This window comes from Falsiroseomonas bella, from assembly GCF_003173615.1.
In the GTDB taxonomy this organism is placed as follows: domain Bacteria; phylum Pseudomonadota; class Alphaproteobacteria; order Acetobacterales; family Acetobacteraceae; genus Falsiroseomonas; species Falsiroseomonas bella.
The window spans coordinates 1,266,581-1,293,182 of sequence record NZ_QGNA01000001.1; the positions used below are offsets into that span (position 1 = coordinate 1,266,581).

A 26,602-nucleotide genomic window follows, 5' to 3' on the forward strand; every position below is an offset into this window, starting at 1 on the left:
TGAACCGACAAGGTGACACATCCGAGTCTGTAATTCGCATTTTGGTTGAGATTTCGTTAACGGCGCAAGCCCTGAATGCGCCCGGAACGAACCACTCAACCGTCCCGTTGCCCCGTGCCGCTGAAGGGCGGCATGGTCGCATGGCCGGGCGCCGTCGCCCCGCGGCCAGACACCCAGACCTTCAGCGTGCCCAGGATCAGCCCCAGGTCGCGCCCGAGGCGCGGCCGCGCCGTCGCATAGGCGACGCCGAGTTCCACCCGCTCCGCCCAGGGCACGGCGTTCCGGCCGGCCGCGACCCCAGGACCCGCGATGCCCGGCCGCACCCGCAGCATGCGTGCCTGGCGCACCGAATAGTGGCGCAGGTAGTCGAGCGGAAGGGGCCGCGGCCCGACCAGGCTCATCTCGCCGCGCAGCACGTTGAACAGCTGCGGCAGCTCGTCCAGCCCCGTCAGGCGCAGCACGCGGCCGAAGCGGTCCAGCCGCTCCGCGTCGCTGCCCGGCCCGGCGCGCATCGAACGGAACTTGAGGAGCGAGAAGGGCTGTCCCCCGCGCCCGGCGCGCAGCTGCACGAAGAGTACCGGCGCCCCGAGCCGCCAGCGCACCGCCAGCGCCACCAGGAGGAAGACCGGCGCCGTCGCGACCAGCAGCGTCAGCGCGCCCGCGATGTCGAAGGCGCGCTTGCCCCAGCGCTCATACATGGCGCGGTGCCACGGCGTGGGCGGGCGCGGAGGCCACGCCCAGGCTGAGCGCCAGCCCCAGCGCGAACCAGGCCATGCGGTTGCCGAGATCGGTCGAGACCATCACGGTCAGCGCCACCGGCAGCACCATCGCGGCGATGCGCGCGGCGCGCGCGGGTGCCACGCGCCGCAGCAGCCGGATCGCCGCGAGCAGCCCGCCGCCGAAGGCGAGGAGCCACAGCAGCAGCCCGGGCAGGCCGGCTTCCGCCAGCGCCTCCAGCGCGTGGTTGTGGGGGTAGAGGCCGCGCCGCTCGCCATGACCCGCCGCGATGGTGAAGCCGCCGGCGCCTAGGCCGAAGGGCGCGGCGCGTCCCGCCCAGTCTAGCGCCGCCGCCCAGAGGCCGAGGCGCGCTTCGAGGCCCGCGGCCTCTCCGGAAAGCCGTTCCAGCGTGCGCAGCCCCTCGGCCTCTTCCGGCCGCAGCATGAGAAGCAGCAGGAACAGCAGCAGGGCGGCGAGGCATGCCGAAAGCCAAGTGCCGCAGGCACCATGGCGACCATCCAGCCAGAGCCGCAGCGCCGGCGCGAGGGCGACGCCGAGGCCGAGCGCCAGCAGCGCCGTGCGCCCGCCCGGCAGCAGCGCCGCCACCGCAAGCGCACCGACGACGAGCAGCCAGCACACGGCGCGCAACGCGCTGCGCGATTCCACCGCGCGCAACGCGGCGAGGCCGGCGGCGATGGCGAGCGCGAGGCCGGCGAGCTGGTGATGCACCTTGCCCGCATCGGGATCGAGCGCCGCCTGCCATCCCCCCGCGAAGCGCCACAGGATCACCGACGCGAGCGCCAGGCCGATCAGCAGCGACGCCGCGACGAGGCCGCGCCGCGCAGCTTGCTCCGCGCCGACCAGCAGGCCGGTCGCGAGCATCGCGGGGCCGGCCAGCACGATCTCCGGCAGCTTGTCGGAGGCGACATCACGGGATGCGGTCCAGCTTCCCGCCACCACCCACCACAGCGGCAGCACCAGAGCCGCGGCCAGCGGCAGGGCCAGCGCCGGGTCGAGACGCCAACGCGCCGTCGCGGCCAGCACCGCAAGCACCGGCAGCAGCGCGGCGAAGGCGAGGAGCGAGAGATCGAAGGGCAGCCCCGCGAGCGGCGGCGCGGTCTTCAGCGCGCCCGCAAGCTGCAGCGTCGCGGCCAGCCACCCCGCCAGCAAAGCCAGCACCGGGCGCGCGTCGAAAATCATTCGGCCGGTTCGGGCAGCGCGGCGAAGCACGCGGGCCGGCGCGGCAGGCGCAGCAGCACGCCGGCCGCGACCAGCGCCAGCGAGGCCAGCGGCGCGGCGACCAGCAGCAGAAGCAGCAGCAGCGGGCGGTTCGGCAGGCTCGGCCGGATGCCGACGCTCGGCGCGGAGACGAGCCGCGCCGCCACCGCCTCGTCCGCCGCCGCGACGACGCCGGCGCGCTGGCTCTGCGCGAGCAGCTCATATAGCGACTGGCGGATGTAGAGATCGCTCTCCCGGTTCAGCCGCTGTTCCAGCGCGGCCACGCGTCGCCGCGCCAGCTGCTCGAGATCGGCGCGCACCTTCGCCTCGGCGAAGGCGTGCAGGCGCCGCAGCAGGGCCAGCGCCTGCTCGCGGTCGGGATGCGCCAGAGAGATGGTCCAGGTGACGGCGCCGAGGGTCTGCGTGACGGCGAGATTGCGTTCGACCCAGGACCGCAGGTCGTCCAGGTCGGCGTCCTGCCGCAGCCCGAGCAGGGCGCGGAGCTCGCCGCGCAGGCCACCGCTGCGCCAGGCGGTCAGGTCGGCAAGAATCGTGGTCTCCGCCGCCAGCGCGCGCGCCGCCTCCACCGAGCGCAGCGCGCCGAGATAGATCGCGAAGTTGCCGGTCGGGCGCGGGTCGAGCAGGCCGCCGATGGTCGGCGCGGCGGAGAGCAGGGTGGATGTCGCGATGCCCGTGGTCTCCGCCGGCGCCACCGTCGCCTCGGCCACGTAGCTGCGCGGCCAGAGCAGGATGGTGGCGGCGCCCGCGGCGAAGAACAGCAGCGCGATCACCGCCACGCGCAGGCGCCGTGCCCAGACGCCGGCCAGCAGGTCATCCAGCGGCATCGGCGAGTCCTTCGGCCGGGAGGTCGATGGTGGTTGTCACGCGGCGGATCGGCGCCGCGGCGCTGACGCGCAGCACCGGCACGCGGCGGATGCGGCCATAGTCCGGGCTTTCCCAGCCCAGGATCAGATCGAGCGCCACCTTCGCGTCGGCCTGGATGCGAAGGCACGCGTGCGGGCTGGCGACGCCGTCCTCCCGCAGCGCCCAGGGCCCTGGGCGCAGGCGCCAATGCCAGGAGACGGTGCGGAACGGGCCGCTGACCACGTCGCGCACGGTCCAGACGCGGCCCTCGACCGCGATGCGGCGTTCGGTGCGGTTGCCGCGCGAATCCTGCGCGGCGGCGCCGTCGGGCAGGGCCGTGATGCGGGGCCAGCGCGCGAGCAGGAAGCGGCCGGCGCGGGGCATCGGCTCTGCGTCGTCGAAGACCGGCGCGTTGTGCGCGGCGCCACCCGAAAGCGCACCCCACCACCACGCCTCGGGCGGGTCGTAGCTGCCGGTGCCGCCGTCGCGGATGATCCACTCCGCGCCGTCGCGCAGCGAGAGGTGCAGCAGGTCGCACTGGAAGGGCCGAAAGCGCAGCGGCCCGGTGCGCAGCAGCGCGACGCTTCCGGCCGCGCGCCAGCCGGAGGTGCCGGAAGCGCGCCAGCTTGTGGGCCGTTCCAGCGTCGCGGCGGGACGCGGCAGGCCGAGCCAGGCGCAGCCTGGATCATCCGGCGCATCGGCCGAGGCCGCGCAGAACAGCCGCGCCGCGCGCTCCACGCTGCCGCGCGCATCGCCGGGGCCGCGGAGCGCGAGATCTGCGAGAGCCGACCCATCCTCCAGCCCGAGCGGCGGCGTCGCGCCGGTGCGCGGCTCCACCAGCCCGTGCAGCCAGCGCGCGAGGGCTGCCGCGCGTTCGGCAAGCGGCGCCGGGAAGGGCGGCGCGCCGTGCCGGCGCCGCAGCCACTCCACGAGTGAGAGCGTGTCGAGCAGCACCCGCGCATAGCCTGCGGAGACCTGCGCGAACCCGCCATCGGGCGCGACCAGCCGCGCGACGCCTCGCGCCAGGCGCGCTGCCGCCGGCCGCGTCTCCTCGCCGCGCAGCAGCGCGCAGGCGAAGGCGCCGGCCGCCTCGCTGATCGGATGGTTGTTGTCCTGCGCGAGCGCATAGAGCGGCGTCGCGGCGATGCGCGCCGCGCAGAGGCCGAGCAGGTCGCGCGCGCCCTGCGGCGGATCGCGGTCGGCATCGAGCAGCGCGAGCGCCAGCGCCAGGTGCAGCGCACGGAAGGCGGCCTCCTGCCCGCAGGCCCAGGCGACCCCGCGGAAGGGCGGGTTGGCGCGGCACCAGTCGCGCAGCAGCGATTCGGCGCGCGCCAGATGGCCCGCTTCGGGCGCGATGCGCGCCGCCTGCGCCAGCAGGGGCAGCGCGGCGAGGCGGCTGGCTTCCCACACCGGGCGCGCGCCGGCGCCCCGATGCAGGACGAGATCCAGCGCATGCGCCCGCGGATCGAAGCCGCCATGCCAGTCCGGCCTTTCGGGCAGGGCCGCGGCGGCGGCCAGCACGCGCGCGGCCACGTCGGCGGGCAAGGCGGGCGGCGGCGGCGCATGGGGCGGCAGGAAGGGCGGCTTCGGCACGACACGGTCGCGCAGGCGCCGCCGCGCCACGCCGAGCCGCCGCGCCACGTGGTCGACCGCGCGGCACGCCACTGGGCGCAGACCCAGGCGCCAGGCCGCATCGGCCGCGAGCCAGCGCGCATCCGCGCCGGGTGACGGCGCCAGAGTGGCCTCAACCTGGGCGTCAACACCCGCTGAAGTTGTGACTTGGTCGAACATGGATGGCCTGCCTATGCTACAGCAGGTCGTGAATCATGCAGCAACATTTCATTCTTCGGTTGATACCAGGGCTGTTGCGGATGCTGTCGCTTGTGCTGGCCCTCTCCGCGGCCATGCCGGCGCTTGCCCAGACGGCCGCCACCCCGCCCACCGCACCGGCCACTCCGGGCGGCTCCACGCTCGCACCGCCGCCGCTGCCGCCGACTCTGCCCGGCGGCCTGCCGCTGCCGCAGCTGCCGGCCGCGACGCAGCAGGAGATCCTGCAGCGCATCCTGGATGCCGCCGGCGGCCGCACGCCCCCGCCGGCCGGGCCGCTGCCCGCCCCCGCCGCCCCGGCGGCCGCCGCGCCGACGCAGCGCTACGCGCCGCAGCTTCCGCCGCCCGCCTGGCAGGCGAATGCCGAGCCGCTGTCCCACACCGAGGCCTTCTTCGCGGAACGCCTCGGCATGCCGCTGCGCCAGTTCGGCTATGACAGCTTCCGCGAAGGGCCCGCCGCCACGCCGGTGATCGGCGCGCTGCCCGACGACTACCTGGTCGGGCGCGACGACGAGCTGGTACTGGCGCTGCGGGGCCGCACCCGCGCCACGCTGACGCTGCGCGTCCTGCGCGACGGCACCATCCTGGCGCCCGACTTTCCGCCCATCCCCGCAGCCGGACGCACCCTTCGCGAACTGCGCGCCGATCTCGAGGCGCGGGTGGCGCGCGACATGCCGGGGACCGAGCTGTTCCTCTCCATCGGCCAGGTCCGGCAGATGGCGATCTTCGTGGGCGGGGAGGTGATGCGGCCGGGGATGCAGCCGCTGAACGCGCTCGCCACCGTGCTCGACGCGCTGCAGCTCGCGGGCGGCGTGCGCAAGACCGGCTCGCTCCGCGCCATCCGCATCGAGGGGCCGGGCGGGCGCCGCGTGTTGGACCTCTACACCGTCATCGCCGGCGCGCCGGGCGACCCTGACATCCGGCTGCGCGAAGGCGACCGCATCCTGGTGCCGGCGCTCGGCGGTGTCGTCGCCGTGGCCGGGGAGGTCACGCGGCCCGGCATCTACGAACTTCCCGCCGGCGCGACCTCGGCGTCCGTGACCACCATGCTCGGCCTGGCAGGCGATCCGCTGCGGCCGGCCGGGAACCGGCTGCTGGTGCAGGGCACGGACGGCGCAGGCCGGCGCTCCTTCACCGAGCTCGGCGCGGGCGGCGTGGTGCGTCGCGGCGATTCGGTGCTGGTGCAGCCCGGCGCCGACGTGGTGGCGAATCAGCTGCGGCTCGCCGGGCATGTCTCCGCGCCCGTCACGCGTGCGGCGGCGCGCGGCGGCACGCTGCGGGCGCTGCTGGCCGATCCGCGGCTGCTGAAGCCCGATCCCTATCCGCGGCTCGGCGTGGTGCTGCGGCTCGATCCGCGCACGCGGGTGCGGCAATTCGTGCCCTTCGACCTCGCGCGCGTGATGCAGGGCGGCGCCAATACCGGTCTGCAGGAAGGCGACGAGGTGATCGTGCTCGGCAATGCCGACATCGCCTTCCTTGCCAGCCCGCCCGTGCAGCGCGCGCTGCGCGGCGAGGCGCCGCCCGAGGATGCCTGCCCCGCGCTGTCGCAACTGGCCATCGCCGCGCGATCGGCGCCGGCGCGCTTCGCCTTCGCGCGCGGCGCGGGCTTCCCCGACATCGGCACGCCGACCTGTCCGCAGGTGTTCCTCGACTACCCGCCGCTGCTGGCCTTCCTGCTGGATACCGCCGTGCTCGTCGCCGGCGAGGTGAAGCAGCCGGGCCTGTTCCCGATCCTGAACGACACGGGCCTTGACCTCGTCCTCGCCGCCGCGGGCGGCGTGACGGATGGCGCGGATCTCTCGGCCGTGGAGCTCGCGCGCGAGCCGAACGACCAGAGCGGCGCGATCCCGCTGACACGCACGCTGCTCGACCTGCGCAGCCGCAACTTCCGGGCCGTGCGCCTTTCGCCGCGCGACGTGGTGCGCGTGCCGCGCGGCTTCACCGACCGCGAGACGGGGCCCGTGACCCTGGTCGGCGAGGTGCTGCGGCCCGGCGTCTACGACATCCGTCGCGGCGAGCGACTCTCCGAATTGCTGGCGCGCTCCGGCGGGCTCACCTCGCAGGCCTATGCCTTCGGCGCGGTCTTCACGCGCGAAAGCGTGCGCACCCGCCAGCAGCAGGGCTTCGAGCGCACGGCGCGCGATCTGGAATCGTCTTTGCTCTCCGTCGCCGCGGGCCAGGCGAATGCTGGCGGCTTCGGGCAGCAGCGCGTGGATCTCGGCGGGCTGGTGACCGCCGGCCGCGAACTGGCGAACACGCTGCGCCAGGCACAGGCCGCGGGACGCATGGTGGTGGAGGCGAACCCGGTCGTTCTCGCCGCCCGCCCCGAGCTCGACGTGCTGCTGGAGCCCGGCGACCTGATCGTCATCCCGAAGCGGCCGAACGAGGTCACCGTCGTCGGCGCCGTGCTGAACGCGGGCAGCCTGCAATTCGTCTCCGGCTGGCGCGCCAGCGACTACGTGCGCGCGGCCGGCGGCACGCAACGCTTCGCCGACACATCCCGCGCCTTCGTCGTGCTGCCGAACGGCCAGTCGGCACCCGCCGGCATGTCCGGCTGGCAGAGCGGCGGGCCGCCCGTGCCGCCCGGCAGCCTGGTGGTCGTGCCGCAAGACCCCTCGCCCTTCGAAACGCGCGGGCTGATCCGCGACCTCACCGCGATCCTGAGCCAGGTGACGATCTCCTCCGCGGCCCTGGCTGTGATCGCGCGCGAATTGCAGTGAGGTATGCGCCCAGGGGGGCTTCGCCCCCCTGCACCCCCCACCAGGAGCCTGAGGCTCCTGGACCTGCATTCGCTTCATGCCCGGAAGGGAGGGGGGCCGAAGTGCCCCCCTCCCTTCCGGGCATAAACTGATGTCGGGGTCCGGGGAGCTTCAAGCTCCCCGGCGGGGGCGCGGGGGCGGAGCCCCCGTGGCGCTCACCCTCATCGCACTTCTCGCCGCGACGCCCGCCTTGCCGCAGGAGGTGCCCGGCACCGGGTCGGATCTCGGTGGCGTGGGTCTGCTCGAGATGCGCAATGCGCGGTTCCGGCCGGATGGGACGCTGGAGGCGGGGACGTCGTTGCGGCATCAGCGGCGCTTGTGGTTCGTGAATTTCCAGGCGCTGCCCTGGCTGGAGACCACCTTCCGCATCGCCGAGCGGCTCGACGGCACGACCGGGCGCGGGATGACGAGCGACCGCTCCTTCGATGTGAAGATCCGCCTGATCGAGGAGGATGATGTCTGGCCGGCGGTGGCGATCGGGCTGCAGGACTTCATCGGCACGGGCATCTATGGCGGCGAGTACATCGTCGCGTCGAAGCGGTTCGGGCCGCTCGACGTGACGGCGGGCGTGGGCTGGGGGCGGCTCGGCACCTACAACGACATGCAGAACCCGCTCACGCTGATTTCGCCGCGCTTCGAGCAGCGGGATCGCGATGTGGGCGAGGGCGGGCTGCTCGGGCCGGGCACCTATTTCCGCGGCGAGACTGCGTCGCTGTTCGGCGGGCTGGAGTATTCGCTGCCGCCGCTCTGGACGCCGCTCGGCAGTGTGGAGGGCATCCGCGCGAAGGTGGAGTTTTCGGGCGATGCGCTGCGCGACGAGCGCGGCGGCTATCCGGCGAATACCACGGACCTCCGGGGCTATGCGCGCAGCCGGGTGAATTACGGGCTGCAATGGTCAAATGGCTGGCTCGATATCGGCGCGGGCTGGCTCTACGGCACGGATTTCGTGGTGCGGCTCTCGGCGCGCTTCGATCCGGCGAACCCGCCGGAGGTGGAGCAGCCTTCGCCACCGGCCCTCTCGGCGCGGCCGCTCGCGCCGCTGCCCGATCCCGAGCAGGCGGCGCGGGATGCGTTGCGCGCGGCGGGCTTCCGGCCGGTCGCGGTGGGGATCGCGGGCGCGGAGGCGCGCATCGCGGTGGCGGGCGGATCGCAGCGCACCTTGGCGCAGGCAGCCGGCCGCGTGATGCGCGCGGTGCAGCCCTTCCTGCCGGCGGAGGTGCAGCTTGTCGTGCTCTCGTGGCGGCATGCGGGTGTGGAGATCGCGCGGCTTGCCATTCCGCGCGCCGCCTTCGAGGCCGCAGCGCGCGGCCATGGCAGCGCGGAGGAGCTGTTCTACGTGACGCAGCTCGACCCCGCCGGCGCGGACGAATTTGGCCGCATGGATGGCGGGCCAGGCTTCACCTGGGGCGTCGAGCCGCGCCTGCAGACGATCCTCGGCGATCCGAGCCGCACGCTGCGCTGGCAGGCCGCCGCCGTGGCGGGCGGGCGGGTCGAGCTCGGGCACGGCTTCGCGCTGGCCGGCAGTGTCTCGCTCGCGATCATGGGCAACCTGGACGGTGCGCCGCCGTCGGACAGCCTGCTGCCGCATGTGCGCAGCGACTATGCGCGTTACGCCCAGGGCGGCAGCACGGCGATCCCCGCGCTCTATGCAGAGCGCATCTGGGCGCCGGCGCGCGACATCTTCGCGCGGGTGACGGCAGGCGTGCTGGAGCCGATGTTCACCGGCGTCTCGGCCGAGCTGCTGTGGCGGCCCTACGACAAGCCCTACGCGCTCGGCGTGGACATCGCGCAGGTGGTGCAGCGCGACTTCGACGGGGGCCTCGGCACGCTGGGCTACAACGTGACCACCGGGCATGTGTCGCTCTACGCCGACCTGCCCTGGTACGGGATGTATGCGGTGCTGCGCGGCGGACGCTACCTGGCCGGCGACTGGGGCGGCACGGTCGAGATCGGGCGGCGCTTCGACAGCGGCATCGAGGTGGGCGGCTTCGCCACCTTCACCGACGTGCCCTTCTCCACCTTCGGCGAGGGCAGCTTCGATCGCGGCATCTATGTGCGCGTGCCACTCGAGCTGTTCGGCATCGCGACCCGCAACGTGGCGAGCGCGATCATCCGCGGCGTGCAGCGCGACGGCGGGCAGCGCCTGGCGGTGGACAACCCGCTGTGGGAGATCACGCGCGAAGGCCGCGCGGCGGCCTTCGAGGAAGGGTTTCGCGGGTTCCTGCGCTGACCGCGGGCCTAGTAACCCGCGGCGGCGTAGGGCGTGGGCGCGTCGCGGCGATAGACCAGCAGGTCGCGCCGATAGGAGACGACGATGCGCCCCTGCATGTCGCGCGCCTCGGTCTGCACGCTCAGGATTCCCTCATGCGGGCGCGACTTCGAATCGCGTTTGCCCAGCACGCACGATTCCGCCTGCACCGTGTCGCCGGCATGCACCGGATGCGGCAGGCGGATCTCCGTCCAGCCGAGATTGGCGACGACGCGCCCGAAGCTGCGGGTGGAGAGCGCGGCGGCGGCGCCGATGACGAAGGTCTCGGGCACCTTCATGCGCCCCGCGCCGTGGCGCGCGATCCAGTCCAGGTCCTGGGTGCGCGGATCGGTGTCGAAGGCGCGGCGGCCGTATTCCACGCATTCATGCGCGTGGAAGCTGCGGCGCGGCGCGTGGAGGAAGCTGTCGCCTTCACGGAAATCCTCGAAGAAGAGGCCGACCTGCTCGGTCAGCGTGCCGTCGGCTTCCGTGCGATAGCCGGAGAAGCGCGGATCCGGATCGGCCTCGCCTTGCGGCGCATCGGGCGCGGCGCCGCGGCGATGGATCGCGAGCGTACCGCGCAGCTTGGCCACCACCGCCCCGTCCGGCTTCACGCAGCGGAACTCCACGGTGACGGCGCCGGTCGGCCCGGTGCCGCCGGCATCCACCGCCAGCACCTCGCTCTCGGCATAGATGGTGTCGCCGCCGAACAGCGGCGCGGAGAGCGTGATGCTGTCGAAGTTGAGGATTGCGGCGCGGTCGCCATAGGTCTTGTTCGCCATGCCGACCACGCGCTGCACCGTGGCGGTGGAGACCATCAGCGGGCGCTTCCACGTCGTCTGCTCGGCGTAATGCGCATCGTAGTGCAGCATCGCGGCGTTGAAGGTGTCGAGCGCTTCCTCGACGTTGTCGCGTTGCGAGAGGGTGATGCCCGGGCGGTGGCGGAAGCGCATGCCCGGCGCGAAGGATTCGAGGGGCAGGCCCCAATGCTCGCGCCAGCGCTGCGGGCCGATGGGGTAGTAGAAGCCGGGCATCAGGTGGTTTCTCCCAGGTCAGGCAGGCCGGCGCGGCGCAGCGAGGCGGTGTGCACGTAGCGTCCGGCGGGAAACAGGCTTCGGCTGGCGAGCAGGACGCGCCCGGATCGGCCGAGATACACACGCCGCGTCAGCAGCGCCGCGCCACCCGGCGGCGCCTGCAGCGTCGCGGCATCCTCTGGCGGCAGGGCTACCGCTTCCAGGCTCTGGCGGATCGCCTCGATGGCTTCGCCGTTGGCGCGCGCCAGGCGTGTGGCGAGCGAGCCGGAAAAGTCATCGAGCGGCGCTGCCGCCTTCGCCAGCGTGGCGGGCAGGCGATGGACGGAAAGGCACACCGGCAGCCCGCCCGTTCCGCAGCGCAGGGCGCGCAGGGTGACGATCCTCGCGCCGGTCGCCACGCCGAATTCCCTGGCGGCTTCGGCATCGGCCGGCGCCTGGCTGCGCGACAGCAGGCGGAAGGAGAGATCCGTGGTGAAGCGCAGCACCTCGTCCACGCTGCTGGCGTCGTGCACATAGAGGTCGCGTGCCTCGGTCGCTTCCACGCGCGTGCCCGCGCCGCGGCGGCGGCTCACCATGCCGCGCCGCTCGAGCTCCGCAAGCGCGTGGCGCAGCGTGATGCGGCTGGCGCCGAAGGTGGCGCAGAGCGCGTGCTCGCCCGGCAGCAGCGCGCCCACCGGCGGATCGCCGGCGCGGATGCGCTCGGCCAGAGCCTGCGCGATCGCCTGCCAGCGGGTCGGCATCACACGACGCCGGCATTCCGCAACGCTGCGATCTCCGCCGCGTCGAAGCCGGCCTCTGCCAGCACCGCCTCGGTGTCCGCGCCGAGCACCGGCGCGGGCGAGGAGGGCCGCGCGGCGACGCTGCTGCGCACCGGGTTCGCCAGCAGCGTCACTTCCGCGCCCTCGGCGCTGCGCAGCGTCTCGACCATGCCGCGCGCGTGGATGAACGGATTCTCCAGCGCCTGCGCCACGTCGTGGATCGGCGCGGCGGGGATCGCGCCGCCGAAGGCCGCGAGCCATTCGGCGGTGGTGCGTTGCGAGAGCAGGCCGTCCAGCAGCTCCGTCAATTCGTCGCGCGCGCGCAGGCGGTCGGGGAAGCGGGCATAGCGCGGATCGCGGCCGAGCTCCGGCACGCCCATCTTCTCGCAGAGCAGGGGCCAGAACTTCTCCTTGTTGCACATCAGGTAGATCCAGCCGTCGCGCGTGCGATACGCCTGGCAGGGCACGAGCGAGGGATGCGCCGAGCGCGGCAGCCGCGTGGTGACCGCGCCGGCGTTCAGGTACCAATGCGCGATGTAGTTCAGGTCGAACAGCGCCAGGTCGAACAGGCTGACATCCACATCCATCCCCTGGCCCGTCGCACGCGCCCGCATCACGCCCGAGACCAGCGCGAGGCCGAGCACCACGCCCGTCATCAGGTCGATCACCGAAAGGCCCATGCGGGAGGGCGCGCCGGCGGGATCGCCCGTCAGGTGGAAGATCCCGGCCTCGGCCTGCATCAGGTAGTCGTAGCCGGGCCATTTGGCGCGCTCGCCGTCGCGGCCATAGCCCGAGAGATGCGCGCAGACGATGCGCGGATTGACCTCGGCGAGCGCCGCGTGATCGAGGCCGAGCGCCTTCGGCACGTCGCCGCGCAGGTTGGTCGCCACCGCATCCGCCTTCGCGGCCAGCCGCGCGAAGGCCGCACGCCCCTCCGCGCGGCCGAGATCGAGGGTGACGCTGCGCTTGCCGCGGTTGAGCCCCTGGAAGAAGACGCTCCGCGCCGTCTCCGGCATCTCGGGCAGGAAGTGCGGGCCGACGCCGCGGGCCATGTCGCCGCCATCCGTCGGGTTCTCGATCTTGATCACCTCGGCGCCGAGATCGGCGAGGAACTGCGTCCCGAAGGGCCCCGCGCCATACTGCTCGACCGACAGGATGCGCACGCCTTCGAGCAGGGGCAGCATGATCTCTCCTCCGGTACGGAACGCGTTGCGGGGCCCGGTGACTTGTCATAACAATTGACCGCGAAAGATCCCGGCGCAAGCAGGCGGCCGGGCGGAGGGAGGAAGTGCATGTCGGCAGCGAGGATCACGCGCCGCGCGGCGGGTCTGGCCGCGCTGGGCGCGATGGCGGCGGGCGGTGCACGCGCGCAGGCCTGGCCGACGCGCCCGATCCGCCTGATCGTGCCCTTCCCCGCAGGCAATGCCGGCGACATCACCGCGCGCGTGATGGGCGAGGAACTCTCGAAGCGGCTGGGCCAGCCCGTCGTGGTGGACAACCGCGCCGGCGGGTCCGGCGCCATCGGCATCCAGGCCGTGCTGCAGGCGCCGCCGGACGGCTACACGCTGCTCGTCACCTCACTCTCGCCGCTGACGATCGTGCCGGCGCTCAACCACAACCTGCCCTATGACGTGGAGCGCGACCTGATGCCCGTCGCGCTGGTCGGCTGGACCGGGATGATGCTGGTTGCCGCGCCCGAATTTCCGGCGGGCGACCTGGCCGGGGTGATCGCGGAGCTGCGCGCGAATCCGGGCAAGCACAACTTCGCCAATGTCGGCCCCGGCACGCTGAGCCACCTGACGGCGGAGCTGTTCCGCATCAGCCTCGGCCTGGAGTTCGAGGGCGTGACCTATCGCGGCAGCGGACAGGCGCTGATGGATGTGAATGCCGGACGCGTGCCGCTGATGTTCGACGGCATGACCTCCTCGCTGGCTCAGGCGCGGGGCGGGCGGGTGAAGCCGATCGCGGTGTCCTCAGCGCGGCGCTCGGCCTTCGCGCCGGAGGTGCCGACGCTTGCGGAATCGGGCGATGCCCGCCTGACCGGCTTCGAATCCGTCGGCTGGACCGGCATTCTCGCCGCGCGCGGCACGCCACGCGCCGTGGTCGAGCGACTGAACACCGTGGTGAACGAGGCGCTGGCCGATCCGGCGCTCACGCAGCGCTTCGCCGCGCAGGCGCTGGAGCTGTTCCCGCCGAGCTCGCCGGAGCAGTTCGCCGACTACATCCGCGCCGATGCCGCGCGCTGGCAGCGCGTGGTGCGCGAGGCGAAGATCCCGACGACGAATTGAGAGGCGTGCCCGCCGCGGGGCCCGTTCACGTTGCATCGTGGCGAGCCTGAACCGCGCTGCGGCCGCGCATCCCTCTCCATGACCCGGCGTTGCCCGCTCAGACCATCGCCGTGTGGCGGTGGCGGGAGGGCGATCCATGGCCACCAACCCCGATCCCTACGACCCCGCGAAGACCAGCTTGCCGCCGGCCGGGCCGCTCGGCACCGCGCCGTATTATCGCCGCCGCTCCACCTGGGGGTGGGGCGGCGCGGCGCTGGTGATCCTGCTGGTGTTGCTGGTGCTGTGGCTGTTCTGGCCGCGTGTGGAGCCCGCGCCGCCGCCGGGCGCCCTGGCGCCGCCGCCCGCGGGCGCGCCCGCCCCGGCGCCAGTTCCGGCTCCGACGCGCTGAAGCTGGCCGGGCGGCGCTACGGCGCGCCGTCCGCGTCCAGCGTCCGGCCGGCCCGGTGCCGCTGCAGCAGCCACAGGCCGATGCCGATGGAGATGGCGAGCAGCACGGCCGCAAGGGCGAGCTGCCACGCGCCCTCGACCCGGATGCCTTTGCCGAGCAGCGCGAAGACCACGGTCTGCGGCAGGTAGCCCAGCGCCGATCCGGCGAGGAAGGGCAGCAGCCGCAGCGCCGCCATCCCGGCCAGCAGGTTCAGCCCGATATTGCTGCCGACCGGCAGCAGGCGCAGCGCCAGCGTGGTGCCGAAGGGGTTCGCCGCCAGGATGTCGCGCAGCGGCCGCAGCCGGTGTCCGAACCGGCCGCGCAGCCGCCGCTCCGCCCAGTCGCGGCCGAGCAGCCTGGCCCAGCCATAGCTGGCCACGCAGCCCAGCAGCTGCGCCGCCATCGCCAGCCCGGTGCCGAGCACCACACCGAAGGCATAGCCGCCGAGGAAGGCCACCGACTGCCGCGGCACACCGGCCGCGGTGATGGCGGCGCCGACCGCCACGAAGACCAGCTCGCCCCACAGACCCTCGTCGCGGATCGAGGCGTCCACCCAGTCCGTGCCAGGCACGCCGCCCATCTCACGCAGCAGCGCCCCGCCCGCCACCAGCCCCGCCGCCAGCAGCAGCAGCTTGCCCAGCGACCGCCAGCGCCCTGAACGCGGCGCCGAGCCAGGAGTCATGCCGGATCCCATGGAGCGTGACCTGCGCTCGCCGCGGGCGGGCGAGCGCCCGAATGGGCGCCGCGCGTCATGCCGGAGGCGTGCCCTCGGCACGACGTGGCGCGAAGCCAAGCGCGCGGAGGCGCGCGCCGACGCTTGATGGCGGATCGGTTACGATCCGCGGGACTCGGCGTCACGGCGGCGGGATGGGCTCGGCCGCCGGGCGCTTCCAGCGGCGCTGCAGCCAGATCACGCCGAGCAGGTCGGACAGGCTGACGATCAGCCGGTCCAGCGTGCCGTAGTTGGATGCCCCCCGCAGGCGCGGGCGATGGTTCACCGGCTCGCTCACCACGCGCGCGCCCTGGCGCAGCACCAGCGCGGGCAGGTAGCGGTGCATGTGGTCGAAGCGCGGCAGGTCCAGGAACAGGGCGCGCGGGAAGACCTTCAGCCCGCAGCCGGTGTCGGGCGTGGCGTCGCCCAGCAGCCTGGCGCGGATCGCGTTGGCGATGCGGCTGGTCACGCGCTTCACGCCGCTGTCCTTCCGGCTGACGCGATGCCCGGCGACCAGCGCGGGCACGCCGCCGGCGACCTCGGCGCGGGCGCGCGCCCAGAGGCGGGGGATGTCCGCCGGGTCGTTCTGCCCGTCGCCGTCGAGCGTGGCGATCCAGGCACCACGCGCCGCCCGCACGCCGCTGATCACCGCCGCCGACTGGCCGCAGGACGCGGCGTGGCGCAGCGCCACAAGGGGGAAGCGCAGCGTCGCCTCCGCCAAGCGCCGCGCGGTCTCGTCGGTGGAGCCGTCGTCGACGCACACCACCTCGTAGCGCGTGCCGTCCAGCGCCGCCGCGATCTCCTCGAGCAGCGGCAGCACGTTCGGCGCCTCGTTGCGCATCGGGATGACGACGGAGAGCAGGGGCGGTGCGCCGGTGCCGGATGCGGCGGAATCCTCGGCGATCGCGACCGGGGCATCGGCGCGGGGCACGACCGGCGCCGGGTCGGCGCTGGCGGGCCGGTCCGGCCCCGGAGAGAGGTCGGGGGCCATGCGCGGCGGGGTAGCAGGGGGCCAGCGGCCGGGCAAGCAGGCCGGGCGGGGGTGCCAGACGCGGAACACGGCCCCTTGGATGTGGGCGGGTGGCGCAAGCGACCCTATTATGGGGGGCAATGCCCTTCGATCTTCGCCCGCTCACCCTTCCCGAATCCGAGCGCCCCGCCCGCCGGGATGCGCGCGCCGTCGCATTCTGGCTGCTCGGCGTCGCCGGGCTGGTCTGGATGATGGTGGCGATCGGCGGGGCGACGCGCCTGACGGGCTCGGGGCTCTCCATCATGGAATGGGCGCCGCTGTCCGGTGCGCTGCCGCCGCTGACCGAGGCGGAATGGCAGCGGCTCTACGATCTCTACCGCACCATCCCGCAATACGCGCTGGTCAACCAGGGCTTCGGGCTGGAGGGCTTCAAGGAGATCTTCTGGCTGGAATGGATCCACCGGCAATGGGGGCGGCTGATCGGCCTTGCCTATGCCGCGGGGCTGGCCTGGTTCTGGCTGCGCGGGCGGATCCCCTCGGGCTACAAGCCGCGGCTGCTGCTGCTGCTGGCGCTGGGCGGGCTGCAGGGCGGCGTCGGGTGGTACATGGTCGCCTCCGGCTTCGAGGCGGACCGCACGGCCGTCGCGCCCTATCGGCTGGTGATCCATCTCGGCCTGGCGCTGGTGATCTATGGCGCGCTGCTCTGGACCGCGCTCGGCCTGCTGCGGCCGGAGCGTGATGCCCCGGACACGGCCCGGCCGGTGCGCGCGGCGGTGCGCGTCACCTTCTGGGCGGTGGTGGCGGCGATGCTTGCGGGCGGCTTCGTCGCCGGCACGCGGGCCGGCTTCACCTGGAACACCTTTCCGCTGATGGACGGCGCGCTGGTGCCATCCGGCCTGCTCTCGCTCGATCCGTGGTGGCGGAACCTGACGGCAAATCTCATGACCGTGCAGTTCAATCACCGGGTGCTTGCGACACTCGCGGGCCTGGCCGCCCTCGCTGCGGTCGCCCTGGCGGTGCGGCGCCTGCCGTCCGGCCACGCGCGGCGGGCCGTGCTCGGGCTCGGCGCCGCGGTTGCGCTGCAATACGGGCTCGGCGTGGCGACCCTGCTCTGGGTCGTGCCGGTCTCGCTCGGCACGCTGCACCAGGCGACGGCGGTTCTCGTGCTCACGGCGGGGCTGGTCGCGCTGCACGCCCTGCGTCCCGCGCGCCGCGCCCCATGACCGACATGGCCTTCGCGCAGCGCGTTCTGGATTCGCTGCCGCATGCGATCAGCGCGATCGACGCCGAGGGCCGCTTTGCATTTGCCAACGCAGCCTTCTGGCGCGCGCTGGACCTGCCGCCGGCGGCCTGCCCGCTCGGCAGCCCGGTGCGGGTGCTGGTGCAGCGCCTCGCCTATCGGGGGCTCTACGGCCCTGGCGACCCGCAAGCGCAGGTGGAGGCGGTGCTCGCGATCGACCGCAGCCGGCCGACGCGGCGGCTGGTGACGCAGGCCGAGGGCTCGCGCGCCGTCGAGATCCTCTCCGTGCCGCTGCCCGAGGGCGGCTTCGTGAATGTCGGCCATGACGTGACGGCGCTGGTGCATGCGCGGGAGGAGCAGGCCGCGCGCGCACGCCTGCTGGAGAGCACGCTGGCCGAGCTGCGCAGCGGGCTCATGCGCTTCGACCCGGCGATGCGCGTCAGCTTCCACAACGCCGCCTATGAGGCGCTGGCGGGCCTGCCCGGCGGGGCCGTGCGCCCCGGGATGACCCATCGCGAGCTCGTCGCGCTGCTGGAGCGGCACGGCCAGTTCTCCGGCAACGAGGAGGCGGAGGAGGTGCTCGCGATCCTGGAGCGGGACCGCGTGGTCGCCGCAACGCGCGAGCGCCGGCGCCCTTCGGGCAAGGTGCTGCGCTTCGACGTGCGCCCGACCAGCGACGGCGGCTGCCAGGTGGAAGCGACCGACATCAGCGCGTTGAAGGCGGCCGAGGACGAGGCCCGCCGCCGCGCCGCGCTGCTCGACGGCATCCTGGCCGCGCTGCCGCACGGCGTCTGCGTCTATGGCCCCGACCGTCGCGTGGCGATGGTCAACGACGCCTATCGCTGCATCATGGCGGGCTCGCCCCTGGCGATCGGCGAGCACATCGAGGACATCGCCGCGCGGCGCATCGCGGAAGGCGAGTTCAGCGCGGACTACGCTGCTGACGTCCTGGCGAATCCCTTCGGCCCGAACGGCCCGATGGGGGAGCGCGTGCGGCACCGCCGCAACGGCACCGCCATCTCGATCCGCGGCGCGCCGCTGCCAGATGGCGGCCACATCTCCGTCGTCACCGACGTCACCGCGCTGCATGAAGCGCAGCAGGAACTGCGCCAGCGCGCGGCCCTGCAGGCGGCGATGCTCGGCACGATCCGCCACGGCATCATCCTCTACGGGCCGGATCGCCGCCTGCTCGCCGCGAACGCGAAGACGGCGGAGATGACGGGGATTCCGCGCGACCGGCTGCTGCCCGGCCGCAGCATGGACGAGCTGCTGGACGAGCAGGTCGCGCGCGGACAGGTCACGGCGGAGCAGGCGGCGCGGATGAAGGGCTACGACCGCAGCCGGCCGCTGCGCTACACGCGCGACTGCCCGGATGGCCGGGTGCTCGACACCGTCTCCGAGCCGACGCCCGACGGCGGCTTCGTGATCACCTACAGCGACGTGACGGAGGACCGCGCGATCCGCGCCGAGCTCGAAAGGGCGCGTGCGCTGGCCGAGGCGGCTTCGGAGGCGAAGACGCGGTTCCTCGCCACCATGAGCCACGAGCTGCGCACGCCGCTGAACGTGGTGATCGGCCTGTCCGAGGCGATGGGCCGGGAGCACGACCTGTCCCGCGCCCGCGAATACGCGGAGATGATGAACGAGGCCGGGCGCCACCTGCTGCAGCTGGTGGACGACATCCTCGACGTCGCGCGCAGCCAGGCCGACGCGCTGACTGTCGCCGACCTGCCGATCTGCTCTGCCGAGGTGATCGCGAGCGCCATCGCCGCCGCCATGCCGATGGCGAAGACCAGGGGGCTGCGCCTGGCCGCCGAGTTCGGCGAGCGCCTGCCCGCCCTGCGCGGCGATGCGCGGCGCTTGCGCCAGGTGCTCGACAAGCTGCTGTCCAACGCGCTGAAATTCACGCCGACCGGCGGCAGCATCACCGTCTCCGCCGGGCTGGAGGGCGAGGCGCTGGTGATCCGGGTTGCCGACACCGGCATCGGCATCCCGCCCGAGGAGCGGGAGCGGATGTTCGAGCCCTTCACCCAGCTGGACAATTCGCTCTCGCGCCAGTTCCCGGGCTCTGGCCTCGGCCTGCATCTGGCGCGGACGCTGACCATCGCCCTCGGCGGCGCGCTCACCCTCGAGCAGCCGCCCGGACCCGGCACAGTCGCGGTGCTGCGCTTCCCTGCCGACCGCCTCCTCACCATATCCGAGGACGTGACCGAGACGGCCGGCGCCGTGCCGGGCTGAAACTCCTTCCTGCGTAAGGACCACCACGTGACCGACGCGCTTGCCGCCACCGACACGCTGTTCTTCTCCACGCTGGATCGCGCGGCCGCCGAGCGGCTGACCGCCGAGGCCGCGCGCGGCGCGGAAGATGGCGAGCTGTTCCTGGAACACCGGGAGAGCGAGGCGATCAGCCTGGAGGACGGCCGCATCCGCAGCGCCTCCTTCGACGCGACGCGCGGCTTCGGCCTGCGCAGCGTGGCCGGAGAGGCGGCGGGCTATGCGCATGCGGCGGAACTGTCCGAGGCAGCGCTGGCCCGCGCGGCGGAGACGGTGAAGGCCGTGGCGGCGGGGCATTCCGGCACGCTGGATGTCGCCCCGCGCAGCACCAACCGCCAGCTCTATTCCGAGCTGAACCCGCTGAGCGCGATGGACTTCGCCGCCAAGACCGCGCTGCTGCAGGAGATCGACGCCTATGCGCGCGCGAAGGACAGCCGCGTGAAGCAGGTGATGGCGAGCATCACCGGCGAGTGGCAGGCGGTGCAGATCCTGCGCCCCGACGGACGGCGCGTGGCCGATCTTCGCCCGCTGGTGCGCATGAACGTCGCCGTGGTGGTGGAGGCGAATGGCCGCCGCGAGACCGGCAGCTTCGGCACCGGCGGCCGCTTCGCCTATGACCGCGTGCTGGGCGAGGGAAGCTGGAAGGCCGCGGTGGACGAGGCGCTGCGCCAGGCGCTGGTCAATCTCGATAGCGTTCCAGCCCCCGCCGGGGAGATGGAGGTGGTGCTGGGTCCTGGCTGGCCCGGCATCCTGCTGCATGAGGCGATCGGCCACGGGCTGGAAGGCGATTTCAACCGCAAGAAGACCAGCGCCTTCGCCGGGCTGCTTGGCCAGCGCATCGCCTCGCCCGGCGTGACGGTGGTGGATGACGGCACCCTTCCCGATCGCCGCGGCAGCATCACGGTGGACGACGAGGGCACGCCCTCCGGCCGCACCGTGCTGATCGAGGACGGCATCCTGGTGGGCTTCCTGCAGGACCGGCAGAATGCCCGGCTGATGGGCGTGAACCCCACCGGCAACGGGCGGCGCCAGAGCCACGCGCATATCCCGATGCCGCGCATGACCAACACCGTGATGCTCGGCGGCGCGCATGCGCCGGAAGAGATTCTCTCCAGTGTGAAGCGTGGGATCTACGCCCTGAACTTCGGCGGCGGGCAGGTGGACATCACCTCGGGCAAGTTCGTGTTCAGCGCGAGCGAGGCTTACCTGATCGAGAACGGAAAGCTCGGCGCGCCGGTGAAGGGCGCGACGCTGATCGGCAACGGGCCCGACGCGCTGACCAAGGTGGCGATGGTCGGCAACGACATGGGGCTCGATCCCGGCATCGGCACCTGTGGCAAGCAGGGGCAGGGCGTGCCGGTGGGCGTGGGCCAGCCGACGCTGAAGATGACGGGGCTGACCATCGGCGGGACGGCGATGTAGCGCCCGGGAGAGACGCGCATGGACATCAGGCGGGCCGGCTCGCGCCCATCCGGCAAGGGGCCGGCCGAGTATTTCACCGGGGCCGTGCGCATCGACCCCCTGTTCGAGGCCGCCGACCCGGCCCGCGTGGCCGGCGCGAGCGTCACCTTCGAGCCCGGTGCGCGCACCGCCTGGCACACCCATCCGCTCGGCCAGACCATCATCGTCACCGCGGGGCTCGGCTGGGCGCAGCGGGAAGGCGGCCACGTCGAGGAGATCCGGCCGGGCGACGTCGTGTGGTTCCCGCCGGGCGAGAAGCACTGGCATGGCGCCTCGCCGACCACGGGCATGACCCATATCGCCATCCAGGAAAGACTCGACGGCAAGACGGTCGAATGGCTCGAGCCGGTGAGCGAGGCCGAGTACCGGCGCTGATCACGACTCCGTGCGGGACTCAGCCCTTCGACTGGCAAGGCGTTCCGCATCCGACGCCAATACGACGTGGCGACGGAAGGGAGGACGCGCATGCGGCAAGGATGGGCTGCAATGTTCGGCGGCGTGCTGGCCGCCCTCTGCATGCTGGTGCCCGGCACCCCGCGCGCGCAGGTTACCATCTCTATCTCCTGCAGCGCGCTCGGCATCGAGGCGCGGCTCTGCCGCGAGGGCGCCGAGGCCTGGGCGCAGCAGAGCGGCAACGAGGTGCGGCTGGTCTCGACGCCGAACAGCGGCACGGAGCGGCTGGCATTGTACCAGCAGCTCCTGGCGGCGCGTTCGCCGGATATCGACGTGTTCCAGGTGGATGTGGTCTGGCCGGGCATCCTGGCGAACCATCTGCTCGACCTCTCGGGCCGCATCGACGTCGCCGGCCATTTCGAGGAGGTGGTGCGCAACAACACCGTGGACGGCCGACTGGTCGCGATCCCGTGGTTCGTGAATGCCGGCCTGCTCTATTACCGCCGCGACCTGCTGGAGGCGGCGGGGCGCGACGTGCCGGAGACCTGGCAGGCGCTGACCGAGACCGCGCGCGCGGTGATGCAGGCGGAACGCGAGCGCGGCAACGCGCAGATGTGGGGCCATGTCTTCCAGGGCCGCGCCTATGAGGGACTGACGGTCAACGGCATCGAATGGCTTGCGAGCCACGCCGCCGGCCGCATCGTGGAGCCGGACGGCAAGGTCTCGGTGGACAACCCGCGCGCGGCGCAGGCGCTGGCGCTCGCGCGCTCCTGGATCGAGGCCATCACGCCGCTCGGCGTGCTGAACTACGCCGAGGAGGAATCGCGCGGCGTCTTCCAGTCCGGCAACGCCGTGTTCATGCGCAACTGGCCCTATGCCTGGCCGCTGCTGAACGCCGAGGACAGCCCGGTCCGCGGCAAGGTCGGCGTGGCCGTGCTGCCGCGCGGCGACGTGCCGGGCGGCGTCCATGCGGCGGGGCTCGGCGGGGAGCAGCTCGCCGTCTCGCGCTACACGAAGCACCCCGATGAGGCGGTGGACCTGGTGCGCTACCTGACCAGCCCGGCCGAGCAGAAGCGGCGCGCCATCGCGGGCGGCTTCACGCCGAGCATTGTCGCCCTCTACGAAGACGAGGAGTTGCTGGCACCGAACCCCTTCTTCCGTGATTTGGTGCCGACGCTGCGCAGCGCGGTCGCGCGCCCTTCTGGCGTCACCGGGGCGCGCTACAACCGCGTCTCCGCCGAATTCGCGGCGGCGGTCCACAAGGCGCTGGCGGGGCAGGCGGAACCGGCCGAGGCTCTCGCGGATCTGGCGCGCAGCCTGCAGCGGATCGGCCGGGCCGGCCGCTGGTGAGCGCGGCCGCGCAAGCGGCGCCCGTCGCGGCGCCGCGCGCCCGCAACGCGATCTCGGGCATGCAGCGGCGCCGGCGGCGCACCGCCTGGCTGTTCCTGTCGCCGATGCTGCTGGTGCTGGCGCTGGTCGCCGGCTGGCCGCTGCTCCGCACGGTCTATTTCGCCTTCACCGATGCGACGCTGTTCGACATCGCCTTCCATGAGTTGGTGGGCGCGCAGAACTTCGCCTTCCTGGCCAGCGATCCCGACTGGTGGGCGGCGGTGCGCAACACGCTGATCTTCGCCACGGCGTCGGTCGCCATCGAGACCCTGCTCGGCCTGGTGATCGCGCTGACGCTCAATGCGCGGCTGCGCGGGCGCGGGCCGCTGCGCGCGGCGATGCTGATCCCCTGGGCGATCCCGACCGTCGTCTCGGCGCAGATGTGGGGTTGGATGCTGCACGACCAGTACGGCGTCATCAACGCGGTGCTGCTCTCCCTCGGCGTCATCGCGACGCCCTGGGCCTGGGTGGCCGATCCCTCGCTGGCGCTGTGGTCGGTGGTGGCGGTGGACGTCTGGAAGACCACGCCCTTCATGGCGCTGCTGATCCTGGCCGCGTTGCAGCTGGTGCCGCGCGACGTCTATGAGGCGGCACGGATCGACGGGCTCGGGCCGGTCGGCATCTTCGTCCGCATCACCCTGCCGCTGATCCGGCCGGCGCTCATGGTGGCCGTGCTGTTCCGCGCGCTGGATGCGCTGCGCGTCTTCGACCTGATGTATGTGCTGACCGGCAACAGCCCCTCCACCGCCTCCATGTCGGTCTATGCGCGGCAGCAGCTGGTGGATTTCCAGGATGTCGGCATGGGCTCCGCCGCCGCCACCTTCCTCGCGCTGGTGGTCGCCGCCTCCGCGGCGCTGATCATCGTGGCCGGCCGCGTGCGCTTCGACACGGCAGGGCGCTGAGATGCCGCGCCCGCTTCGCCGCGCGATGGGCCGTCTCGGGCTCTGGCTGCTGGTGGCGGTCATCGTGGTCTACACGGTGTTCCCCTTCTACTGGGCGATCGTCTCCTCGCTGAAGGGCGGGCAGGCGCTGTTCGGCACGGAGCTTCTTCCGCGCGATCCGCAATGGAGCAACTATGCCGAGCTGTTCCGCCAGCAGCCCTTCGGCAGGAACATCCTCAACTCGGTCTTCGTCGCGGGTTCGGTCGTGCTGGTCTCGCTGGTGCTGGCCTCGGGCGCGGCCTATGCGCTGGGCCGCATCCGCTTCCGCGGGCGCGTGCCGCTGCTGATGGTGATCCTCTCCGTCTCGATGTTCCCGCAGGTCGCGGTGCTGTCGGGCATGTTCGAGCTGATCCGCTGGCTCGGCCTCTACAACAACCTGCTCGGCCTGACGCTGAGCTACCTGATCTTCACCCTTCCCTTCACGGTCTGGGTGCTGACCACCTTCATGCGCGAATTGCCGCAGGAGCTGGAGGAGGCGGCGATGGTGGACGGCGCGACTCCCTTCGTGACCATCACCCGCGTCTTCCTGCCGCTGATGGCGCCGGCCATGGCGACGGCGGGGCTGCTGGCCTTCATCGCGGCCTGGAACGAGTTCCTCTTCGCGCTGACCTTCACGCTGACGAACGAGATGCGCACGGTGCCGGTGGCGATCGCGCTGATCAGCGGCGCCTCCGCCTTCGAGCTGCCCTGGGGGCGGATCATGGCGGCCTCCGTCATCGTGACGGTGCCGTTGATCCTGCTGGTGCTGGTGTTCCAGCGGCGGATCGTGGAGGGGCTGACGGCCGGCGCCGTGAAGGGTTGACCCTGGCTTCCCTTTTCCCCGGATTGCGGAGACAACTCCGCAACGGGCCGCCCTCCCCGACGGCCCCCGAGGGAACGCCCATGACGCCGCGCGGCCGCCATTTCTTCGCCAATCCGGGCCCGACCAACATCCCGGACAGCATCCAGCAGGCCATCACCCACCACACGGTGGACTTCAACGGTCCCGACTTCCTCGCCGTCTACGATGCCTGCATCGCCGGCCTGAAGCGCGTGCTGCGCACGCAGCAGCACCTGTTCATGTACACCGGCTCCGGCCACGCGGCCTGGGAAGCCACGCTGACGAACCTGCTCTCCCCCGGCGACCGCATCCTGGTGATCGAGACGGGCCACTTCTCCGAATCCTGGGGCCGCATGGCGACAGATCTGGGCCTGGAGGTGGAGACGCTGCCCGCCGATTGGCGCCGCGGCGTCGATTACGCGGCGCTGCGCACGGCGCTCGCCGCGGATGGCGCGCATCGCCTCAAGGCCGTCTGCGCCGTGCACAACGAGACCTCCACCGGCATGACGCTCGACCTCGCGCGCATCCGCGCGCTGCTGGACGAGACGAAGCATCCCGCGCTGTTCCTGGTGGACACCATCTCCTCCCTCGGCTCGCTCGACTACCGGCATGACGAATGGGGCGTGGATGCCGCGGTCGGCGGCAGCCAGAAGGGGCTGATGCTGCCGGTGGGCTTCAGCTTCACCGCCGTCTCCGAGAAGGGGTTTCGGGCGCACGAAGCTTCCCACCTGCCGAAGCACTACTTCCACTGGAGCCGCATGCTGGAGCGGCGGCACCGCAGCTTCATCGGCACGGTGCCCATCGCCCTGTTCTACGGCCTGCGGGAATCGCTGCGCCTGATCGAGGAGGAGGGGCTCGACAACGTCATCGCCCGCCACCATCGCCTGGCGGAGGCGGTGCGCCGCTGCGTGCGGCAATGGTCGGGCAATGACGGCCCGCAGCTTTTCTGCCTCTCGCCCGAGCGCGTCTCCGATTCCGTCAGCTCCATCCTGGTGCCGGAAGGCAGCGATGCGGAGGCGCTGCGCCGCCGCGTCGCCGGCATGAATGTCGCACTTGGCGGCGGGCTCGGCCGGCTTGGCGGCAAGGTCTTCCGGATCGGCCATCTCGGCGACCTGAACGAGCCGATGATTCTGGGCATCCTCGGCGCCACGGAGATCGGGCTGCGGCTGGAAGGCATGCCGCATGCGCCGGGCGGCGTGGAGGCGGCGATGGCCTATCTGGCGGAGACCGCCGGCTGAGAACGGCATGCCGCGGCGCTATCTCGACCAGCGCCTGAAGCTGCCGCTGCTGCGCGTCGCCGATGCGCTGGAGGCGCATGGCAGCCTGCTCAAGGCGGCCTCCGCCCTCGGCCTCGGCCAGCCCGCGCTGTCGCGCAGCCTGCAGGAGCTGGAGGAGATCGCCGGCGCGCGGCTGTTCGAACGCCATCCGCGCGGCGTGCGGCCGACCGAGGAGGGCATGGTCATGGTGCGCACGGCGCGCCGCGTGCTGGCCGAGCTGCGCCGCGCCGACGAGGAGCTGGATGCCGTCGGCAGCGCGGAAGGCGGCAGCGTCGCGATCGGCGTGCTGCCCGTCGCTGCGGTGGGCGTGCTGCCGGGCGCGCTGATCCGGCTGAAGCAGCGCCATCCCGCCATCCAGGTGCGCCTGCAGCAGGGCCGCACGGAGGAATTGCTGGCGCTGCTCGCCGCGCGGGAAGTGGAACTGGTGGTCGGCCGGCTCTACGCGCCCTCACTGCCCGATGGCTTCCTGCGCGAGGCGCTGTGGGAGGAGCCGATCTCCGTCCTCGCCCGTGCTGACCATCCGATCCTGGCGCGCGAAGGCCCGGTGCCGAAAGAGGCGCTGCGCCGCTACGACCTGGTGCTGCCCACCGTCACGCAGCGCGTCGGGCAGGAGATCGAGCAGCTCTTGTCGCTGCTCGGCCTGATGCCCGCAGCGCCGCTGCGCTCCTCCTCCTACGGCTTCATCCGGGAGATGCTGCTGGCGACGGATTGCCTTTCCGTCATGCCGCGGCTGATGATGACGGGCGACCTGCTGCGCGGCGCGCTGCGCGTGGTGCCGCTGCCCATCCCGGCGCCGGCGCGGCCCGCGGGGCTGATCCTGCCGCCGGAATCCAGGCCATCGCCGGCCGCCGCGGCCTTCCTCGCCTGCCTGCGCGACCACCTGGCGGAGATTTCCGCCCGCGGGCTTGCCGATATGCCGAACAGTGATACCAAGCCGGCAAGAAGCAATAGGACTCGTCGCCGCGTCGGGCCTAGGTAGCGTCGCGGG

General features: G+C 72.8%; 22 protein-coding genes. 13 read left to right on the top strand and 9 right to left on the bottom strand.

Going from position 1 to position 26,602, the window contains the following annotated elements; genetic code table 11:
• Positions 1–95: 95 nt before the first annotated feature.
• From DFH01_RS05955 to DFH01_RS05970, 4 genes are read right to left on the bottom strand one after another with little or no spacing between them, the layout of a single operon-like run.
• Entirely contained in the window at positions 96–698 is a 603-nt protein-coding gene (locus DFH01_RS05955) for a sugar transferase (protein WP_109869414.1), read from the bottom strand.
• Complete coding sequence (locus tag DFH01_RS05960; protein ID WP_109869415.1) at positions 691–1,917, bottom strand: O-antigen ligase family protein; 1,227 nt, start codon at positions 1,915–1,917, stop codon at positions 691–693. The genes DFH01_RS05955 and DFH01_RS05960 overlap by 8 nt, the downstream gene beginning before the upstream one ends.
• A complete protein-coding gene (locus DFH01_RS05965) occupies positions 1,914–2,780 on the bottom strand; it encodes a hypothetical protein (RefSeq protein WP_109869416.1) in 867 nt (288 codons plus the stop codon). Before DFH01_RS05965 ends, DFH01_RS05960 begins: the two co-directional genes overlap by 4 nt.
• Positions 2,767–4,590, bottom strand: coding sequence for a heparinase II/III domain-containing protein (locus DFH01_RS05970; protein WP_109869417.1), 1,824 nt, complete (start codon positions 4,588–4,590; stop codon positions 2,767–2,769). The genes DFH01_RS05965 and DFH01_RS05970 overlap by 14 nt, the downstream gene beginning before the upstream one ends.
• An 80-nt stretch (positions 4,591–4,670) precedes the next feature.
• Between DFH01_RS05970 and DFH01_RS05975 the strand changes: the two genes are divergently transcribed.
• Together DFH01_RS05975 and DFH01_RS05980 are read left to right on the top strand one after the other, a co-directional pair.
• The gene (locus tag DFH01_RS05975) at positions 4,671–7,346 is read left to right on the top strand and encodes an SLBB domain-containing protein (RefSeq protein ID WP_233255982.1); all 2,676 of its coding nucleotides are present in this window, start codon (positions 4,671–4,673) and stop codon (positions 7,344–7,346) included.
• A gap of 187 nt (positions 7,347–7,533) precedes the next feature.
• The gene (locus DFH01_RS05980; protein WP_233255983.1) at positions 7,534–9,615 is read left to right on the top strand and encodes a YjbH domain-containing protein; all 2,082 of its coding nucleotides are present in this window, start codon (positions 7,534–7,536) and stop codon (positions 9,613–9,615) included.
• 8 nt (positions 9,616–9,623) lie between these two features.
• Here DFH01_RS05980 and DFH01_RS05985 read toward each other — a convergent pair whose 3' ends face one another.
• From DFH01_RS05985 to DFH01_RS05995, 3 genes are read right to left on the bottom strand one after another with little or no spacing between them, the layout of a single operon-like run.
• Positions 9,624–10,667: a MaoC family dehydratase gene (locus DFH01_RS05985; protein WP_109869419.1), complete on the bottom strand. Its 1,044-nt coding sequence runs from the start codon at positions 10,665–10,667 to the stop codon at positions 9,624–9,626.
• Complete coding sequence (locus DFH01_RS05990) at positions 10,667–11,407, bottom strand: GntR family transcriptional regulator (RefSeq protein WP_109869420.1); 741 nt, start codon at positions 11,405–11,407, stop codon at positions 10,667–10,669. The genes DFH01_RS05985 and DFH01_RS05990 overlap by 1 nt, the downstream gene beginning before the upstream one ends.
• Positions 11,407–12,609 carry a CaiB/BaiF CoA transferase family protein gene (locus DFH01_RS05995; protein ID WP_109869421.1) on the bottom strand — a complete coding sequence of 401 codons (1,203 nt, stop codon included), beginning with the start codon at positions 12,607–12,609 and terminating at the stop codon, positions 11,407–11,409. The genes DFH01_RS05990 and DFH01_RS05995 overlap by 1 nt, the downstream gene beginning before the upstream one ends.
• Before the next feature lie 108 nt (positions 12,610–12,717).
• On the opposite strand from DFH01_RS05995, the gene DFH01_RS06000 reads away from it, so the two are divergent.
• Together DFH01_RS06000 and DFH01_RS28420 are read left to right on the top strand one after the other, a co-directional pair.
• Positions 12,718–13,713: a Bug family tripartite tricarboxylate transporter substrate binding protein gene (locus DFH01_RS06000; RefSeq protein WP_109869422.1), complete on the top strand. Its 996-nt coding sequence runs from the start codon at positions 12,718–12,720 to the stop codon at positions 13,711–13,713.
• 136 nt (positions 13,714–13,849) lie between these two features.
• The gene (locus tag DFH01_RS28420; RefSeq protein WP_109869423.1) at positions 13,850–14,101 is read left to right on the top strand and encodes a hypothetical protein; all 252 of its coding nucleotides are present in this window, start codon (positions 13,850–13,852) and stop codon (positions 14,099–14,101) included.
• A 16-nt stretch (positions 14,102–14,117) separates the two neighbouring features.
• On the opposite strand, the gene DFH01_RS06010 is transcribed toward DFH01_RS28420, so the two are convergent.
• Positions 14,118–14,822 carry a TVP38/TMEM64 family protein gene (locus DFH01_RS06010; protein WP_109869962.1) on the bottom strand — a complete coding sequence of 235 codons (705 nt, stop codon included), beginning with the start codon at positions 14,820–14,822 and terminating at the stop codon, positions 14,118–14,120.
• Between the two features lie 172 nt (positions 14,823–14,994).
• On the bottom strand, positions 14,995–15,843 hold the full coding sequence (locus tag DFH01_RS06015; protein ID WP_109869424.1) for a glycosyltransferase family 2 protein: 849 nt from the start codon (positions 15,841–15,843) through the stop codon (positions 14,995–14,997).
• Positions 15,844–15,962: 119 nt separating this feature from the next.
• Here DFH01_RS06015 and DFH01_RS06020 point away from each other — a divergent pair, with 119 nt between their 5' ends.
• The 9 genes from DFH01_RS06020 (at position 15,963) to DFH01_RS06060 (ending at position 26,593) form a co-directional block, all read left to right on the top strand.
• Entirely contained in the window at positions 15,963–17,045 is a 1,083-nt protein-coding gene (locus DFH01_RS06020; RefSeq protein ID WP_109869425.1) for a COX15/CtaA family protein, read from the top strand.
• Positions 17,042–19,297 carry a sensor histidine kinase gene (locus DFH01_RS06025; protein ID WP_109869426.1) on the top strand — a complete coding sequence of 752 codons (2,256 nt, stop codon included), beginning with the start codon at positions 17,042–17,044 and terminating at the stop codon, positions 19,295–19,297. Before DFH01_RS06020 ends, DFH01_RS06025 begins: the two co-directional genes overlap by 4 nt.
• Positions 19,298–19,324: 27 nt before the next feature.
• Positions 19,325–20,755, top strand: a complete 1,431-nt coding sequence (tldD, locus tag DFH01_RS06030; RefSeq protein WP_109869427.1) for a metalloprotease TldD — start codon at positions 19,325–19,327, stop codon at positions 20,753–20,755.
• A gap of 18 nt (positions 20,756–20,773) precedes the next feature.
• Positions 20,774–21,169: a (R)-mandelonitrile lyase gene (locus DFH01_RS06035; protein WP_109869428.1), complete on the top strand. Its 396-nt coding sequence runs from the start codon at positions 20,774–20,776 to the stop codon at positions 21,167–21,169.
• A gap of 111 nt (positions 21,170–21,280) precedes the next feature.
• Complete coding sequence (locus DFH01_RS06040; RefSeq protein WP_109869429.1) at positions 21,281–22,537, top strand: ABC transporter substrate-binding protein; 1,257 nt, start codon at positions 21,281–21,283, stop codon at positions 22,535–22,537.
• Positions 22,534–23,478: a carbohydrate ABC transporter permease gene (locus DFH01_RS06045; protein ID WP_332903266.1), complete on the top strand. Its 945-nt coding sequence runs from the start codon at positions 22,534–22,536 to the stop codon at positions 23,476–23,478. Before DFH01_RS06040 ends, DFH01_RS06045 begins: the two co-directional genes overlap by 4 nt.
• A gap of 1 nt (position 23,479) precedes the next feature.
• Entirely contained in the window at positions 23,480–24,319 is an 840-nt protein-coding gene (locus tag DFH01_RS06050; RefSeq protein WP_109869430.1) for a carbohydrate ABC transporter permease, read from the top strand.
• A gap of 80 nt (positions 24,320–24,399) precedes the next feature.
• On the top strand, positions 24,400–25,575 hold the full coding sequence (locus DFH01_RS06055; protein ID WP_109869431.1) for a pyridoxal-phosphate-dependent aminotransferase family protein: 1,176 nt from the start codon (positions 24,400–24,402) through the stop codon (positions 25,573–25,575).
• Positions 25,576–25,582: 7 nt separating this feature from the next.
• Positions 25,583–26,593 carry a LysR family transcriptional regulator gene (locus DFH01_RS06060; RefSeq protein WP_109869432.1) on the top strand — a complete coding sequence of 337 codons (1,011 nt, stop codon included), beginning with the start codon at positions 25,583–25,585 and terminating at the stop codon, positions 26,591–26,593.
• Positions 26,594–26,602: the final 9 nt, after the last annotated feature.